General features: G+C 35.3%; 13 protein-coding genes. All 13 read right to left on the reverse strand.

What is annotated here, in order from left to right; all coding sequences use genetic code 11:
* Nucleotides 1-15: 15 nt before the first annotated feature.
* The 13 genes from JM658_RS00130 to ruvB all read right to left on the reverse strand — a co-directional run bounded on the left by JM658_RS00130 (nt 16) and on the right by ruvB (nt 18,672).
* Complete coding sequence (locus JM658_RS00130; RefSeq protein WP_236957198.1) at nt 16-993, reverse strand: cytochrome c oxidase subunit 3; 978 nt, start codon at nt 991-993, stop codon at nt 16-18.
* 50 nt (nt 994-1,043) lie between these two features.
* The gene (locus JM658_RS00135) at nt 1,044-1,625 is read right to left on the reverse strand and encodes a cytochrome c oxidase subunit 3 (protein WP_236957199.1); all 582 of its coding nucleotides are present in this window, start codon (nt 1,623-1,625) and stop codon (nt 1,044-1,046) included.
* Nucleotides 1,625-2,530 carry a heme o synthase gene (gene cyoE, locus JM658_RS00140; protein ID WP_236957200.1) on the reverse strand — a complete coding sequence of 302 codons (906 nt, stop codon included), beginning with the start codon at nt 2,528-2,530 and terminating at the stop codon, nt 1,625-1,627. Before cyoE ends, JM658_RS00135 begins: the two co-directional genes overlap by 1 nt.
* A 64-nt stretch (nt 2,531-2,594) precedes the next feature.
* On the reverse strand, nt 2,595-3,377 hold the full coding sequence (locus JM658_RS00145) for an energy transducer TonB (RefSeq protein WP_236957201.1): 783 nt from the start codon (nt 3,375-3,377) through the stop codon (nt 2,595-2,597).
* Nucleotides 3,378-3,490: 113 nt separating this feature from the next.
* On the reverse strand, nt 3,491-4,201 hold the full coding sequence (locus JM658_RS00150) for an energy transducer TonB (RefSeq protein ID WP_236957202.1): 711 nt from the start codon (nt 4,199-4,201) through the stop codon (nt 3,491-3,493).
* Between the two features lie 64 nt (nt 4,202-4,265).
* Nucleotides 4,266-4,640, reverse strand: coding sequence for a VanZ family protein (locus JM658_RS00155; RefSeq protein ID WP_236957203.1), 375 nt, complete (start codon nt 4,638-4,640; stop codon nt 4,266-4,268).
* Nucleotides 4,630-5,010, reverse strand: a complete 381-nt coding sequence (gene gcvH / locus JM658_RS00160; RefSeq protein WP_236957204.1) for a glycine cleavage system protein GcvH — start codon at nt 5,008-5,010, stop codon at nt 4,630-4,632. Before gcvH ends, JM658_RS00155 begins: the two co-directional genes overlap by 11 nt.
* A gap of 72 nt (nt 5,011-5,082) precedes the next feature.
* Complete coding sequence (gene sov, locus JM658_RS00165) at nt 5,083-12,189, reverse strand: T9SS outer membrane translocon Sov/SprA (RefSeq protein WP_449555717.1); 7,107 nt, start codon at nt 12,187-12,189, stop codon at nt 5,083-5,085.
* 5 nt (nt 12,190-12,194) lie between these two features.
* Nucleotides 12,195-12,776 carry a Holliday junction branch migration protein RuvA gene (ruvA, locus tag JM658_RS00170; RefSeq protein WP_236957206.1) on the reverse strand — a complete coding sequence of 194 codons (582 nt, stop codon included), beginning with the start codon at nt 12,774-12,776 and terminating at the stop codon, nt 12,195-12,197.
* 84 nt (nt 12,777-12,860) lie between these two features.
* On the reverse strand, nt 12,861-15,149 hold the full coding sequence (locus tag JM658_RS00175; RefSeq protein WP_236957207.1) for an NADP-dependent malic enzyme: 2,289 nt from the start codon (nt 15,147-15,149) through the stop codon (nt 12,861-12,863).
* A 199-nt stretch (nt 15,150-15,348) separates the two neighbouring features.
* Nucleotides 15,349-16,284 (reverse strand): tRNA epoxyqueuosine(34) reductase QueG, encoded by a 936-nt coding sequence (gene queG / locus JM658_RS00180; protein ID WP_236957208.1) that lies wholly within the window; start codon nt 16,282-16,284, stop codon nt 15,349-15,351.
* Entirely contained in the window at nt 16,281-17,615 is a 1,335-nt protein-coding gene (locus JM658_RS00185) for a cytochrome P450 (RefSeq protein WP_236957209.1), read from the reverse strand. The genes queG and JM658_RS00185 overlap by 4 nt, the downstream gene beginning before the upstream one ends.
* A gap of 34 nt (nt 17,616-17,649) precedes the next feature.
* A complete protein-coding gene (ruvB, locus tag JM658_RS00190) occupies nt 17,650-18,672 on the reverse strand; it encodes a Holliday junction branch migration DNA helicase RuvB (RefSeq protein ID WP_236957210.1) in 1,023 nt (340 codons plus the stop codon).
* Nucleotides 18,673-18,691: the final 19 nt, after the last annotated feature.

Here is an 18,691-nt window from a genome sequence, read left to right on the forward strand (position 1 = left end):
TTCTAACTATATAATTTATACAAGGTAAAAGAAGGTAAATACGAATACCCAAACAAGATCTACAAAGTGCCAGTAAAGTCCAACCTTTTCTACCATTTCGTAATTCTTTCTTCTTTCGTAAGTTCCTAGAATAACGTTTATAAAAATAATGATATTGATAACAACTCCAGATAATACGTGGAAACCGTGGAATCCAGTAATAAAGAAGAAGAAATCTGCAAACAATCTATTTCCATATTCGTTGTGAACTAAGTTAGCTCCCTCAACTACCATTGCAGCTTGCCCAAGGCGCTCTGCAGTTTCATCACGAGAAAGAACAATTTTCTTTCCGTTCTCATCAGAAACTTCAGTTCTTGCTACTATATTTTTATTCGCTTCGAAACCTGCTTTTACTTCAGCAACAGAGAAAGATGGTAATGCTGTTTCCGACATAAACCAGATCCCCTCATTAGATTCTTGCGTTTTACGCTCTCCATGTAATGGTTTTGCAAAATCTGCTAATGCAACACGTTCTCCAGTAGTAGCATCTAAAAACTGAAGTATTCTTCCAGATCTAAGCTCTACTGCTCCGTATTCCCCTTTGATAAAGTTTTTCCACTCCCATGCTTGAGAACCAAGAAATATTGCTCCCCCGATGATGGTAAAAAACATATACCATATAACTTTAGTCTTTTTAAGTTGGTGTCCTGCATCTACTGCCAACACCATGGTTACAGAAGAAAATATAAGGATAAATGTCATTAATGCCACATAATACATAGGTGCATCTACACCATGTAAAAATGGGAAGTGAGTAAACACTTCATCGGCGATTGGCCATGTTTCGATAAACTTGTATCGAGAAAAACCGTAAGCGGCTAAAAATCCAGAAAAAGTTAATGCATCTGATACGATGAAAAACCACATCATCATCTTACCATAACTAGCGTTAAGAGGTTTGTTGCCTCCGCCCCAAACTTTTTCTTCAGAACCTGTTGTAACAGTAGCTTCCATAAATGTTAAAGTATTCTTATTTTAAAATTTTTCAAATTTACGTTTTTTATTTATCTAAAGAAATAGAAAAATAAAATCAAATATACCCACAAAAAGTCTAGAAAGTGCCAAAACATCGCACCAAGCTCTAAACCAAGTGTTTGACCGGGTTTGTATTTTTCTTTAAAATGATTATAAATTACTACAATCAACACCAATAAACCACCAAAAACGTGCACTAAATGCGAAAATACGATCGCATAAAGGAAAGATGTTGTTATTGTACTCTCTACTCCAGTGAAATAAAATCCTGCTTCTACGATTTCTGCAAAACCACGAAATTGAAATATTACAAACACTATTCCTAGCCCTAAAGTAGTCAATAAAAGTCCAGTTGCAGCACTTCTTTTATTATCGTTGACTGCTTTTTTTGCCAAGAAGAAAGTCACACTACTTAATACAATCGCTATTGTACTAATAACAAAAGCAACTGGAATATCTATAGCTGACACCCAGTCTGGCCTTGATTTACTTACAACATAAGCACTGGTTAACCCAGCAAACATCATTGCAATACTTATCATTCCAAACCAAAGCATCATTTTCTTAGCTCTAGCATTCTTTAATTCGCTACTCCCTTGAGTTAAATCCATCAACTTAAAAATTTATCTACTACATATACAATTTGCATTAATGTGATATAGCTAACACTAGCTAACATCAATGCTCTTGCCGATTTATTGTCTCTTCTCTGATATAACCTGAATGCAAAAGTAAGCATTCCTATTCCTAGTAAAAAAATAATTATTGCTGCAGGAACAGAAAGCACCAATCTACCCGTTAATCCTGCAACTGGAAAAACAGAAGCCAGGATCATCCATATAGTATACATAATTATCTGTATAGCCGTAGCTTTATCTTTCTTTCCTGTTGGTAGCATTTTAAATCCTGCACGCTTGTAATCATCATCCAACATCCAACCAATAGCCCAAAAATGAGGAAACTGCCAAAAAAATTGAATCATAAATAACGTACCTGGCTCTATACCAAAATCGTTAGTAGCAGCAACCCAACCTAACATAAAAGGGATAGCCCCAGGAAAAGCACCTACAAAAACAGCCAATGGCGTTTTAGTTTTTAAAGGCGTATATATACATGTGTATAAAAATATTGAAATCGCACCAAACATTGCCGTTTTAGGATTTACTACATATAAAGCAGTAACTCCAACAATGGTAAATACAATTGCAATAGTAAAAGCTACGGAAGTAGACATCCTTCCTGAAGGAATTGGTCTATTTTGAGTACGCTTCATAAGCGCATCAAGATCTTTCTCTATGAGTTGATTGAAGGCATTGGAAGCTCCTACCATACAATAACCACCAAAGGACAATAGTAAAAGTATCTTCCAGCTAAAAACCTCCGCTCCCAGCAAATAACCTGCTATGGAGGAGAAAACCACACTAAAAGATAGTCCTGCTTTCGTGATTTGTTTAAAATCATCAAAAATCAGGGAAAGTGAATTTGTATTCGTAGCTGTATCCAACGTAGTTTTCATCAATCCATTCTAAATCGGCTGCAAAGATAACTCACAAAAGGTTTTTATGCAATGATTTAGATGATTACTCTACTACAAAGATAATTGGCTTTGTAAACAACACCTCAACTTCTCGATTCCCTTGTATACCGGGCTTCATCTGAGGAATCAATCTAGTTACACGAGCCGCTTCTTTCTCTAAAGATTTATGTGGAGCACGAACTTTAACATCTGATACTTGCCCTTGTTTGTCAATTTTAAACTGAACATCAATTCTAAGTCGACCCGTTAAACCATAATCGGAAGCGATTGAAGCATCAAAATTTCTTTTAACAATTTCATTAATTTCCATACTCATACACTCTCTACGCTCAACATTTGTTTCTAGAGATTCACATCCTGGAAACACAGGCACAAACTCAACATTATTAACAGAAATAGGACCTACATCTTCCACTGGTTCTGGAACTACAATATCATCTACGGAAACCTCCATAACATCTTTAGTAGTATTTAAAAATTCATCTTTAGCTTTCAATTTAGCATCATCTTCGACAACGCTAATCTCTTCTGTGATTTTTGATTTCTGAGGCGTATTGTTTTCCTTAGGTACAGTTTTTACTTTTTCAATTTCATAGTTTGGCACTACAAACACCTCATCTTCATTCAAAACTAAGGAGGCTACCGATTCTTGGGGACTTGGAACAGCAAAGCCTGTTTCAATCAAAAAATAACATACTGCTAAAGCCAATAATAAGCCCAATTGGAAACGAAGAACTCCACCTTTAATCCTAAAATCCTTTTTTGAGGCTATAGAATCATGCTCAGCCCTAACTTGTTCTGACTTTGTTTTCTTAAATACTTTCATAATGCTTTGGTTTTAAATTAATTACTAACAAAAAAGTATTCAACAAACGTACCAAAAACAAAAAAGCCCGAGTAAAAATACTCAGGCTTTGAAAATATATTGTATTAAACGTATTAGTTTAATTTAAATACAATTGGATAAGCAAACGTTACTGGTGTTGGTCTTCCTCTTTGTTTACCAGGAATCAACTTAGGTAACTTATTAATAATTCTTCTTGCTTCAGCATCTAAACTTTTGTCCGGAGCTCTTGTATTAAGGATAGTAATAGAACCATCTTTATTAATACGGAAGTTTACATACACTCTACCTTGAATACCCATTTCTTGAGCCATATCAGGATATTGGAATGTTTTTCTTACGTGCTTATCTAAGTTCTCTTTAAAACATGCAAACTGCTCTGCTTTTGGAACTCCTTTACAGTTCTCAAACATTGGCTTGTCTTCAATAACTGTAAAAGGTACATCTACATCAACTACTTCTTCTACCTCAACAATCTCTTCAACTTCAACAATCTCTTCTTCTTGAGACGTTTCTGTAGACTCAATAACTGTCTCCTCTACTTCTTCCTCATCTTCAACAACCTCAATTACTTCAGGTGCTGCTGGTGGCGGTGGAGGTGGTGGAGTTTTTATTTGTTCAGTTAAAGGCACTTCTTCCTCCAACTGCTCATCTACATCCATTGTATAATTAAAAGCTTCTACCTTATCATATTTCTTCCACTCGATAGCTCTCCAAGTAAGGAATGAAATTATAGCCAACCCGATAGCAAAATATAGTCCACTATTACGAGTTAAATCAGCTTTAGGATTCTTTTTAGGTTCCATAATCTATTTATTTGTTTGCTAATTTAATTATTTATTTGCATTATTTCCAATAAAATTTCCCTTTTTAACGCAATCTAGATGCTAAACAAAAGCTTATCAAAAAGATAGCTGTTAAAATTCCTATAGAATTCGCAAGAATATCTTTCAAATCAAAGGATCTCTCATAAGGTAATACATATTGTAATACTTCAATAAGTATACCATAAATAAAAGAAAATAAAGAAATTTTAATAACTGTATTTCTTAATCCTGCTTTTTTAAAATAACAATAAAACAAAATTGTATTGATAAAATAAAATATACCGTGAACTAATTTGTCTGAAACTTCGATTCCTGATTCAACTTCTTTGACTAAATCTACAGAAATCAAGCTTGCTATCGTTATTAAAATCAACCAAGAAATAGCAAAAAAAAGGTAATACTCCTTTTTAAGCTCCAATAAGTTCTTTATAATCAGCATCACTCATTAAGTCTGCAACTTCAGAAGGGTCAGATATTTTTAATTTTATCATCCATCCTTCTCCATAAGGATCTGTATTTACTTTTTCTGGCTCATCTTCAAGAGACTCATTAAATTCTATAATCTCTCCTGAAAGTGGTAAAAATAGATCAGAAACAGTCTTTACAGCTTCTACTGTACCAAAAATCTCTTCTCTCTCTAATGTTTCATCAACAGTTTCTACCTCCACATAAACGATGTCTCCTAGTTCACCTTGTGCGAAATCTGTAACTCCAATTGTTGCTACATCACCTTCGATCTTAACCCATTCGTGGTCTTTTGTGTATTTTAATTCTGCAGGAATATTCATAAAAAATAAAATATTAGTTTATTAGCTGGACAAATGTAATTCTTTATACTATTGATTTCAAACAGAAAGTTGTTAATTTCCGAAATTATATCGCAATGTAAACCCAGTACGGATAGTTGTTTGCGGGAATGCCGTGGAAACTTTAAATTCTGAGAATGTATGATCGTAGAAAAACAAGGTCGTTAAATTCTTCGTTAAAGCATAATCTGCAGTAAACTTAAGAGCCCAAATATTCTGCCCCGCCGTTACTTGATTCGTATTGATATCTAAATTTCTAATTACCGTTATATTGTCTCGTAGAGATAAATCTGCTTTTAAATTTAAATCTCCTTTTAATACATTTCTTCGTCCTCCAATATTAGTAACGAATCTAAGGTCTGAAATTCGATATCCTAATCCCACCACATATTCATTTCCTGCCATTTCTGTAAGCAAGTTATTATCGAAACTCATAGAAAGCGCTCTATCTTTTCTCATTTCAGCTAAAACACTTACAGAGTTATTCATTTCGAAATCTACTCGCATCAAAGGATTAAACTGCTCCACCAAAGTAGCATTTGTATACAGGATAGGGTTTTTATAATCTCCCGATTGATCAAACTCACTTCCATTTCCAAAATCTAAATTCGATCTAAAACTATTAATACTATAACTAGAGCGATACCCGTGCGCTAAAGAGAAACGTCTAAAATTATCTTTAAACCATTGTACTCTCATTAAGCCCGTGTACTTCATTGTCCAATTAGGAATTGGTGTATCTCTAAATGCACCAAGAGAAACAGAACTTGCACTTTTACCAGTATACGCAGCTATAAATGCTGGTAATAATACAGCTTGATTTGTAGGGCCATATCCTTCTGGATATTCTGTAGCCTCAGGATCCTGCGGAACTCCAGCTAAACGCTGAGCTATTAAAATTCTATTTTTACTGAACTGATTAAATGTCTCCGAAGTTTCCTCCTTAGAACTATCAAATGCAGTTCCGAGCATAATAGTGGAAATTGAAAAATCTCCATATTTATTTTGAATAAGCGGATTGTAGTCTATAATACCATCTCCATTAATATCTTCAATTCTATAATTCTCAGCATAGGACTCCGAGTATTGTCTATCTGCTACTAAATCTATAGTGAAATCTTTAAAAGGCTGAATATTTGCCGAGATATTAAGCTGATTGGCTTCTCTAGACATATATTGCTCATTAAACTCCGGGAAAGTAGTAAGCCATCCTTTCTGGGCAGCCTCGTAGCGAACATCGGATTGACTTCCAAAAACAAATCCCCATGAAGGCCTTAAAGTTCCAATAAACCCAACGGATTCTGTATATCCTGGAAGAACTTTACCACTATTTCTAGTATAACTTACATTGATCCTTTTTACCATAGTCACCAAATCGATCATGGTATTGTATCCTCCATACTTTTTACCTTCTACAACTTCAGGCACCTCTTCTTGATTAGCATCTGCAATTGGCAACGATCCTCTTGAAGTTTGGGCGGCTGTGGTTCCGCTTTTTCTTCTTATTCCAAGCGAAGAATACAGCTTATCCATCCCAAAAGAACCATTAAAATTATGCGTGCTCGCATTTTGTATCGTATTAAGATCTTCTCCAGCTACATCATTTAAAACATCACTCCCTCTTTGCCAATCAAAATCTCCAGTATAAGCATAGGTTGCAGTAACAAAATCTAAAAACGGAATTTTATCTAACGGAATATCATAATTAAGCTGAAGTTGCTGCGTATGTCTATTTGGATCTCCTACGTTCCAAAATCCATCCCACAAGGCCAACTCTCTATTCACTATCTGATCTCCATTCTCATCGTACTCAAAATAATTCTTTACAATATGATTATTCGCTGCGATAAAATTAAACTGCAATGACTTTGTTAAATTATAGTTTACCGCATATTGCCAATCGAATAAATAGTTTCGTTGTTGCACTTCTGGCAATCCTAATAAATTAGATGAAGTACCCGCTTCTAAAACCTGCCTAAAAGATTGTCTATTTAAAGTTCTTGTTATATTTGAATTTAAAGAAATACTTGTAGGCAATAAATTAAAGTTGAAATCTTTCAACCAATTCCAATACTTACTCTTAAGAATCGAATCAGCATTTTTTAAAGGAACAACTTCTTTCGGTCTAAAATTATGGTTATACAAGAAACCGGTTCTTACGTTTTGATCCTTTAAGTCTTCAATTTCATAATCTCTATGATCTACTTGATTGTATGCAAAATTAAAAGTGAAGTTTTCAATACCATAAACAGTTGGCTTTTGCTCAGGTCCAATATTTTTTCTAACTCCGATAAAATTTATACTTTTTCGCTTGGTATAATCTTCAGCCTGTTTTCTAATCTGATCTTCCTCCTGAGAACTTCCAGCAGCATCCAAACGATCTTCTAATTTTATATCTTGGTATAATGGATCGAATTCTGGAGTAATTAATTCTTCAGAAACACTATAATTCATTGGCACTTGTACCCCCCATTTATTAGGAAGTAACTGCCCAAGGTTTACATTACTATTCAAAGAATAACCCATAAAATCCTCTCGACTTCTCTCATTTGGGGTCTGATCTATGCTTCCAAAACCAGAAGTACTCATATTTCCTGTTGCTGAAATATTTGCGAAATCGGCAAAATTCAAGTCTACCTGTGCAATAGCAGCCCAACCACCCTGATTATCTAATTCTGCCAAACGTAGTTCATTAAACCACACTTCACCACAAACATTATCTCCAACCGTAGTACTCGGGTTTTTCACCCCAACCATTGCAGATCGGATATTCCCCAAACTAGGATTTCCTTTCACAGCGACTCTCATATCGCCAAGCTCTCTTGGAGCAAATTCATCAATAGGACTTCCTTCTGAATCGTAATAGGTTAGATCCTGAAGAGATCCATTTGCAATACCTTGAGCTTTTATTTTAGAAAGTAAAGACAAAGGCAAATCAATACTATTGATGTCTGGCCAAATAGTAGCAGCATCTGTAGTTCCTGGTGGAGTAATCTGTAAAGGCACCTCTACTTGGTAATAATTTTCAGTGAAATCCGTACCTAATCTAAGAAAAGCCACTAAATCTCCATCTGCCACAGGAGTATTTTTATACTGCTCAGCATGAACAAACATTTTTATACGTTTATACTGCCTAATATCTATATCTATATTCTTAAAAACACCTCGAGAATCTTCAGGCTCTAAATCACAAACTGCAAAAGAAAGCGACTGCTCATTCTGTCTTATTATAGTGTTATTATTATTTAACTGCTCGCGAACTACTCCAGGAGGTAATCTATATGGAATTGGCTCTCGCTGCTCGTTTTCTTGTATATTAACTGTATTCACATCCACAAACGTACCGTCATCATTTGGATCAGGATCATCATCTGGCTGTAAACTTTGAGAGTAGTTTCTCCAATCTCCACGCACAAGATCTAGCGTTCCAAATCGTAATACAACAGGATCATTAAAACCAGTTAAGAACATTCTCATAAAACTTATCGAACGGATATCTGTAATCCCCCCAACAGCCTCATCATATTCATCAATAGGAACTTTAAACTGAATCCAACGTACTCGATAGCTATCATTATTAGGAGTTTCAACTTCAACTTCTCGGATATCTGATACAAAAGGATCTGCTCGTTGAATATTTGGTCCAATCGGAATTCTATATTGGAAGTAACTATCTACCGTATTCATAGTTAAATCTCGATCGATATCTTCTACATCTGGTAAAGTAGTGGATCCTCTATTTGTATCTCCAACTTGAACTGGAGAGTTCCCTTGAGGGTTATTATAATTGTAATACCTATCTAAAATATCACCGGCAGCATCTAAGTAAAATTGGTAGTTATCTAATGCAGGATCTGGCCCAGGGTTACTATAAAAATTAGCCTCATCACCATCTAAAAGACCATCAAAACCAGCATCTTGAATATTTCTATTACCAGTATCAGCATTAAAAGCATACACTAGGGACTGCGTAGAAGGCACACGACCAAAACTCGTAGTGTTCACTAACGCAGGATTATTCTCTACTGGCAATCCATTTTCGTATTGCTTTCTACCGTCTTTTAAAATATCCTCATTAATATTACCTAAGTTAAAAACAAGTTCTCCATTTTGTCCCGCTGTTGGCCCATCTTCATAATAAGGATCTAGCAACCAAAACTGAATGTATTCCACATTTGCTTGCTCAAAGTTTGTGCTGCTCACCGACCTCATAATTCCACCCCAACGCTCTTGAGCAGGTAAGGTTTCAAAACTTCCATTATCATTATACGGACCTTTTTCTTCTGGGTAATAAGCAATATCCAATGTAGACTGAACTAATGTTTGCCCTTGTGCCACATCTTGCTGCGGAAAAATTTCATCTATAAAAACACGTCTCGTTTGATTTGTAGAGATATCATCATCTGTAATAGAACCTGGCCGCTGATTTGTATAAAATATAGGATCGATAGTATACCAAGCCATTTTCGCTCTTTTTGCTCTTGAAGCTACATTATCATTTTCAATTTCTCCTCCATAACCAATGGGAGCACTTGCAAGCGTCCATGCTAATGAAGAACGGATATCTATAAAAGCTTGCGCTCCTTCAAAATCATCTAAATAAGACGTCGTTTCCCCATCAAAATCTGATGTTTTTGGAGAACCTGGAATTAAATAGGCAAAATCTCCACGAACAGATAAATTAGAAGGAGCATCTGTATCTATATTTGGTAATTTATTTACCATTCTCGTCAAGAAAGGAATCTCTTTAGAATAGTTTCCATTTAACCCTAAAATCGTATTATTTACGGGTTCTATTCCGAAATTAGCTTTTTGTGTTAGTGGGCGTTCACTCATATTTAAGAATGTTCCTCCTAACATAAAATTCTCATTAAACTGATGCTCCACATGAATCCCTGAGAACCTTCGTGTTTGCTGACCAAAGACAGCATTATTCTCTACTGAAACTTCAATAGGAGTATTAGAAGCTCTTAAACCTTCGTCTAGAATCTGCACAGTTCCCGCTTGATAATTTACAGTATAATCGATTCCCTCTTGAAGCACTCTTCCACCAGCAGTAACACGTACAGATCCACGAGGCACATTAAATGCCCCTAGCGGAATTCCGCCAGAACTCTCCGCTTTATACCTTCCTTTAAGCATAAACTTATTTTTTTCAGCATTCTCTAAAGAAGCTGTTTTTGTAAGTTTATACATATTACGATACACATATTGCGCTTGGTTATCGTTATTGGGTGTAAAATTTGGATCGTCATAATTATTACCACCACCCAATACATCATATAAATACTCACCAAAAGGCTCTACTTTCGTGAATTTTATTAATCCATTTTGAACATCTACAGTAACCCCAGGTAAAAAGTCAAAGAAACCATCTCCTCCATTCTGCGGATCATTATATACATTCAATCGGTCAAAATTAAATACATCCAACAAGATCCTTTCTTCTAGTCCTTGCGGCCAAGTAGCATCATCTACAGGAGTGATATAATTTATTGGTGACGGATCTGTGTACAATATATTCATTCTGAAATCTTCCTGAGAAAGCTGATACGCCCCCGTAGAATAGAAGTTTTTCATCATTAAGTCCCACACAGGATCTGTAATATTCGTAATATTACTCTTTAACATTTTAAGTACTAAAGCCTGCGGATTAACTTGGGTAACCACACCATTAGTTTCTTCGAATTCTGTAGCATTCACACCATCATTTGCAAATTCTCCAACTTGATAAACCTGACCTTGATAGGTATATTGATAAGCCACCGCCAAAACCTCATCGTTACTTAAACGCTGATTCAAAGAAATATACCCCAATTGTGTATCTACAGTATACTCTCTATTTGGTTCTAATTTTCTAGCATTCTCTAAAATCGAATAATCAAATCCCTGACTCGGATTATAACCAGCTGTATTAAAACCTTGCTGTACAGTTGCGATATCTCTAATAGACTCTGTTAATGCAGAACCTGCGCCTCCTATATTAAAAGGGTCATAACCGTTGGAACCATTTCGCGGAAGTGTACTTACAGTATTAAAAAAGCCTCCTGGCGCATTCTGATTAATACGCGTATTATCTGGCACTGGTTCCCCTAAATCTTGAAGCGCTACTAAGTTTCTAACATTATCTGTACGCTGCGCTCTATTTGTTACCCAAACTTCAATTCTGGTAATCTGAACCTGACTTCGGATATAAGGATAGTTTTCTAGCGCTTGATCATATTGATCTCTAAAATATTGCGAAAGGAAGAAATGTCGATCTTCATCATAATCTAAGGCTAAGATTTCAAATTCATTAACCGTTCCACCGCCTTGAGCTGTTACACTTCTACTTTGAGAACGTTGTTCAGAAAAAACACCTGTAACGGTTGTTCTTCCAAATTGTAATTCTGTTTTAACCCCAAAAAGACTTTGAGCTCCATTTATAAGGGAGCTATTTAGTGGCATACTCACGTTACCAACTTCTATTTTTTGGATGATATCGTCTTCGTCTGGAGTATATTCTAATTTTATAAGATTCTGAAAATCGAATGTCGCTTCGGTGTCGTAGTTTGCATTTATAGACAATCGTGTTCCTACTTTACCTAGTAAGCTTAAACTAATACGTTGATCGAAATCAAAAGAAATATTGCTTCTATTTCTAGGAGATAGCGCTGGGTTATCATTCTTCTGAAAACGCACCCCTAAATCCATCGCCACAGAACCTTGTGGAATTACTTCTATAGTATTTCCTCCAAAAACACTTTCAAAAAAGTTAGAGTTGACGTAAAAATTTGGCAGAAGATTCTTTTGAGCCTCTTCCGTTCCTTCTTTTCCGGAGATAGCATCAATCTTCTCTTTAAAGTACCCCTTCATCTCCTCATTAAGAATTAACCGCTCATATTCTTCAGGCGTTAAAATAACAGGATATGAAATATCATAATTACCTACAGATTCAGTAAAAATGTATTTATCTGTAACGGGATCGTATCTATATTTTGAGGAAATACTTTCAGGCTGCTGTAATTTAATTCTACCCAAAGAGACGCCTACCTGAGTAGAATCCTGATCTTGTTCAGGCTCTTCCTGGGAAAAAACTGCAGTCGATATAAACAGACAGCAAATAACAATAAGTGTTTTTAACTGTCTCTTCATTAATATGGGGCTAATTAAGGTTTTCAAGCCAGTTATAAGTTTTTAAGCGCATTCTTTATTATGTTTTCAACACTTAAATCAGGGTCAGTTTTCACTATCTTCTCCACCACCTTTTCTGCTTGCTTTTTAGCAAATCCCAATACTTCTAAAGCAGATAACGCTTCTTCTTTATTTGTATTGCCTTGCTGAATAAAAACTTCATCCATATCATAAATTTTAAGTATCTTATCTTTCAAATCTATAATAACACGTTGTGCAGTTTTCGCACCAATTCCTTTCACAGATTGTATGGTTGCTACATCACTAGAAGCAATTGCATCTCTAATTTGAATAGGATCCAAAGAGCTTAACATTGTTCTGGCTATGCTAGCACCAATTCCAGAAACTGAAATTAACAATCTAAAAACCTCTCTTTCACCCTTATCGGCAAAACCATAAAGTGTATGAGAATCTTCTTTAACCTGTAAATGGGTATATAGCTGTAGGTTTTCATCGGAAGAGATCTTTGAATAGGTGTTTAAAGATATATTTATCATATACCCAACACCATTACACTCAATAACAACATCGGTTGGATTCTTTTCTACAAGTTTTCCTTTGATCTGTGTAATCATTCTTAATAAAACGTTAATGCTCCAAATGTAACAAATTTAATTACATTTAGAGCATTTATTCTTACAATGAATTTATCTTCTTATTTACATTGCTGCCTTTTGACGTTTTTCTTTTTCTTGAGCATCAACAACGGCAACCGCTGTCATATTCACTATTTCCTCAACTCCAGCACCTAATTGAAGAATATGTACTGGCTTTTTCATCCCTAATAAAATTGGCCCAATAGAATCCGCTTTATTTAACTCTTTCATTAACTTATAAGTAATGTTTGCTGAATCTAGGTTTGGAAAAATTAAAGTATTAACCTTTTTACCTGCTAATTTTGAAAAAGGAAATTTACTTTGAAGCAATTCTTTATTTAAAGCGAAATCTGACTGTAATTCTCCATCAACCAAAATATCTGGATAATGGCGATGTAAATATGCTACAGCATCACCTACTTTATTAGCTTTTTCATCTTTTGAAGATCCGAAGTTAGCATAAGAAAGCATGGCAATAACTGGCTCTATACCAAACATTCTTGCCGCAGTAGCTGTCATTTGTGCTATTTTCGCTAATTCTTTTGCTGTAGGATCTATATTTATAGACGTATCAGATAAGAACATTGGTCCACGTTCTGTAATCATAAGATTCACCGCAGCAACCTTACTAACTCCATTTGCTTTCCCGATAAGTTCAAGCATTGGACGTACAACTGTTGGATAAGCTCTAGAGTAACCAGAAATTAAACAATCTGCATCGCCTTCATTTACCATCATTGCAGCAAAATAGTTACGATCACGCATTTTCTTTTCAGCATCGTAGAATGTTACTCCGTGGCGTTTTCTAGCCTCCCAATATTTCTTAGCGTATTTCTTCTTAGTATCGTTACATTCATCAGTCTTATTATCGATAATTAATACATCAGCATCAAAATCGATTTCTTTCATCAACTCAAGAATTGTCTCTTTATTACCCAATAAAATCGGCTCTGCAATCCCTTCATCTAAAACAATCTGAGCTGCTTTTAGAATATCCAAATGGTCTGCTTCTGCAAAAACCACTTTCTTAGGATTTGTTTTAGCTCTATTATGTAATAGCCTTACTATTTTATTATCGTTTCCTAAGCGCTGTAACAACTCCTCTTCATATTTAGCCCAATCTTCAATCGGCTCTTTTGCTACACCGCTATCCATAGCTGCTTTTGCTACAGCAGGAGGTACAGATGCTATAAGTCTAGGGTCAAAAGGTTTTGGAATTATATAATCTCTTCCAAAATTTAATCGTGTTTCTCCATAAGCAATATTTACCTGCTCTGGAACTGGCTCTTTTGCTAATTCTGCTAATGCTTTTACAGCAGCCATCTTCATTTCTTCATTAATCTTTGTAGCACGAACATCTAAAGCTCCTCTAAAAATAAAAGGAAAACCAAGAACATTATTCACCTGATTAGGATGGTCTGATCTACCTGTAGCCATAATAATATCCTCACGAGCATTCATCGCTACTTGGTAATCTATTTCTGGATCTGGATTCGCCATTGCAAAAACTATAGGGTCTTTTGCCATAGAATTTAGCATTTCTGGAGTCACAATATTTGCTATCGAAAGTCCGATAAAAACATCTGCATCAACCAAAGCCTCGTCTAAAGTATCTATCTTTCTATCGCAAGCAAACTCTAACTTCTCTACAGATAATGAATCTCTATCACTTCTAATCACCCCTTTACTATCTAGCATTACGATGTTCTTAGGAGAAGCACCAAAGGCTTTATATAGACGCGTACAAGAAACCGCTGCAGCTCCCGCTCCACTAATTACGATTCTAACATCTTCTATTTTCTTTTCTGCAAGCTCTAATGCATTTAACAATGCAGCAGCAGAAATAATTGCTGTTCCATGTTGATCATCGTGCATTACAGGAATATCTAACTCCTCTTTTAAACGACGTTCTATCTCAAAAGCTTCAGGAGCTTTAATATCTTCTAAATTAATCCCTCCAAAAGTAGGCGCTATTGTTTTTACAGTTTCGATAAATTTATCGACATCTTTCGTATCGAGTTCAATATCCATCCCATCAATATCTGCAAAGATTTTAAAAAGCAACCCTTTACCTTCCATAACTGGTTTCGAAGCTTCTGGGCCTATATCTCCAAGTCCTAAAACTGCGGTTCCATTTGAGATTATGGCCACTAAATTACCTTTAGCAGTATATTTATATACATTGTCTTTATCTTTTGCTATTTCCAAGCAAGGTTCTGCAACACCTGGAGAATACGCTAATGCTAGATCTCTTTGTGTGGAATATTTCTTTGTTGGTACTATTTTAATCTTTCCTGGCTGTGGTTTCGCATGATATACCAAAGCCTCTCTTCTTCTGCTTTCTTTGCTCATAATTGCTATTTTGTCCTACTAAATAGGTTAGTCTGTGTTAGTATTAATAAGCTACAAAGAGCTTTATACAATTAAACGTTTACTATTAAAATGTATTTCCTCTAAAAAATAATTTATTATAACTAAGAGTTTATTTCTCTACACAAAGGTATAAGAATTATAATCTATTTATTGTAACTAAAAGTGAAATGTTTTTCACTTAATTTTTCTTACCATTTAAGAACTCTATATTCCTTTTTAAGCCTTCATATTTTGTACGTTTTACTGGAGATTTTCTGAAAATTTCCTGAAAAACATCTTTTGTTATCTCTTGCCATTCTTTTTTTGACATTGATAAAAGCTCGGGATTTGGATTAAATAACGGCTCATTATGTGGCTTTGAAAAGCGATTCCAAGGGCATACATCCTGACAGACATCACATCCAAACATCCAATCATCAAACTTTCCTGAAAAATCATTTGGAATCTCATCTTTTAACTCGATCGTAAAATAAGAAATACATTTACTCCCATCTACCACATACGGATTTGTAATCGCTTCCGTAGGACAAGCATCGATGCAAGCCGTGCAGCTGCCGCAATGATCGGTAACTGCCGTATCATATTCTAAATCTAAATCTACGATTAATTCAGCAATAAAAAAGAAAGAACCTACTTGCTTAGATAGCAAATTACTGTTTTTTCCGATCCATCCTAAACCACTTTTTGCAGCCCATGCTTTATCGAGTACAGGTGCGGAGTCTACAAAAGCCCTTCCGCCAACATCACCGATTTCTTCTTGAATAAAATTTAATAACTGCTTTAATTTATCCTTTATTACAAAATGATAATCTGTTCCATAAGCGTACTTAGATATTTTTGGCGCCGTTGGATCTTTCTGAACTTCAGAGGGAAAATAATTCAGCAATAAAGATATTACAGATTTTGAGCCTTCAACCAAAATCCTAGGATCTAATCGCTTATCGAAATTATTCTCCATGTAGTGCATTTCCCCATTCATTCCTTTACGCAACCACTTCTCTAATCTTGGAGCTTCTTCTTCCAAGAAATCCGCTTTAGAAATTCCACATGACAAAAAGCCGAGGCGTTTTGCTTCAGCTTTTATAAGTGCGGTATGTTTTTCTGTGGAAGTCAATTATCAATTCTTTCTTTAAAATAAATCGGGACTTTTATAGGTTTTAAGGAAATAAGCGGATTAATATCTATGCTTTCTATCGTTGTTGAAATTTCGTATTTCTTAAAAATTTCTACTAAAACGAGGATCATCTCATACATCGCAAAGTTATTTCCAACACACATTCGCGGGCCAGCCCCAAAGGGATAGTAATATTCTGAATAATCTTTTTTGTCCATCTCTAAAAAGCGCTCAGGAATATAGGAATCTGGATCCTCCCAAAACTCTTCATTTCGTTGTAACTCATAAATAGACAACAAAACTAATGAGTTCTTTTTAAAAGAATGCCCTTCAATCTCATCATTTTCTTTTGCCACCCGATCAATAATATAAACTGGAGGATACAAACGCATCGCTTCCTCTATGCAAGCTTTTGCATAGGTAAGCTCTCCAAATACATCCCCTATATTATCATCATTAATAGTAACTTTTCTTATCTCGTTATATAATTTCTCTTGGACTTGAGGATTTTTAGCTAAAAGATACAATGTAAAACTGAGCGCATTCGCTGTAGTTTCATGGCCAGCCGTAAATAAAATTAAAACCTCATCTATTAATTGCCTCCTTGGCATAGAAGTTCCATCTTCATATTTAGCATTTAATAGCATATCCAAAAGATCATTTTCTTCCTGATTAGACGCTATTCTTTCTTCAATAATAGTGTTTAGAATCTCCCTTCCTTGTGCCGCATAGTTTAAATGCCTCTTTTTCATTCCTGAAATTGAAAACCACCATTGCAAGTATGGTTGTCGCATTTCTCTAATAACCATCTGCTGATTCACCTCCGTAATATCTTGCAGCTTCGCCATTGGCTCACGGATATCTGATCTGCTAAAAAGTGATTTTGCTACCACCTGAAAAGCGAGATCTCCCATAAGAGGATAGATATCTGTAGTTGTATTTTTCTTTATCTGAAGTAATTCTTCGGAAATAGCTTGCTTTATAATATGTAGCAAACCTATGATCTTCTTTTTATGAAATGCTGGCTGAATCATTCTACGATGAACCAACCAATGATCAGCTTCGGAAGTTAATAATCCGTGACCTATATAATTTGCTAGATCGACCGTCTGTAAAGTAGACTTTTTATAATTGCTATGATTTTTCTGAAGTATATGTCGAATTATCTTTGCATTCTTAGTGAATATTACTGGAGCTCCATTTGGTGTTTTTACTAAGAATATGTCTCCTAATTCCTCAAAAATCTCTTCATGGAATGAGATTGGATTCTTTAGAATCCTTCGGGCATTTAATAACACCCGCCATTGTGGGACTTTAGGTAACTTATGCATCAAACTAATTTATTAAAGTTAATACCTCCAGTTTCTAGAACAAACCGCCTTGAATTCCTCCTTTTACTCTCCCCAAATGTTTATAGGCTAACTCTGTTACTTCTCTTCCTCTTGGCGTTCTATGGATAAAGCCTTGTTGTATTAAAAAAGGTTCATACACTTCTTCAATAGTTTCTGCACTTTCAGAAACTGCGGTAGCAAGAGTTGTAATTCCTACAGGGCCGCCCTTAAATTTATCAATAATAGTGATTAGAATCTTATTATCCATTTCATCCAAACCAAAAGCATCTACATTAAGTGCTTTAAGTCCAAACTTAGAAATTTCAATATCTATTTTCCCATTTCCTTTAATCTGAGCAAAATCGCGAATTCTACGTAGTAATGCATTTGCAATACGTGGAGTTCCTCGGCTACGGCCAGCTATTTCTATAGCTGCTTCCATGGAAATAGGAACTTTTAAAATCTGCGCACTCCTTTGCACAATATCAGCTAATAATTCGGTAGAATAATATTGAAGACGACTACTAATTCCAAATCTAGCTCGCATTGGAGCTGTTAACAACCCAGAACGTGTGGTAGCTCCAATAAGCGTAAAAGGATTAAGATTTATCTGTACAGTCCTAGCATTAGGACCGCTTTCAATCATAATATCAATCTTATAATCTTCCATTGCAGAATACAAATACTCCTCTACAATAGGACTCAATCTATGAATTTCATCTATAAAAAGCACATCACGCTCTTCAAGATTTGTAAGCAACCCTGCCAAATCTCCAGGCTTATCTAAAACTGGCCCAGAAGTAACTTTTATTCCTACTCCAAGCTCATTGGCCAATATATGTGCCAATGTAGTTTTTCCCAATCCAGGAGGTCCATGAAATAAGGTGTGATCTAAAGCTTCTGATCTTAAATTTGCAGCTTGCACAAAAACCGTTAAGTTTTCTAGCACTTGGTCTTGACCTGCAAAATCATCAAAACTGAGAGGTCTTAATGCCTTTTCAATATCAACTTCTTCTGGAGAAAGATGGTCGTCTGTAGGGTCTAAATATTCATTCATAGATTACAAAGATAAAACA

This window comes from Joostella atrarenae (assembly GCF_021764745.1).
In the GTDB taxonomy this organism is placed as follows: Bacteria; Bacteroidota; Bacteroidia; order Flavobacteriales; family Flavobacteriaceae; genus Galbibacter; species Galbibacter atrarenae.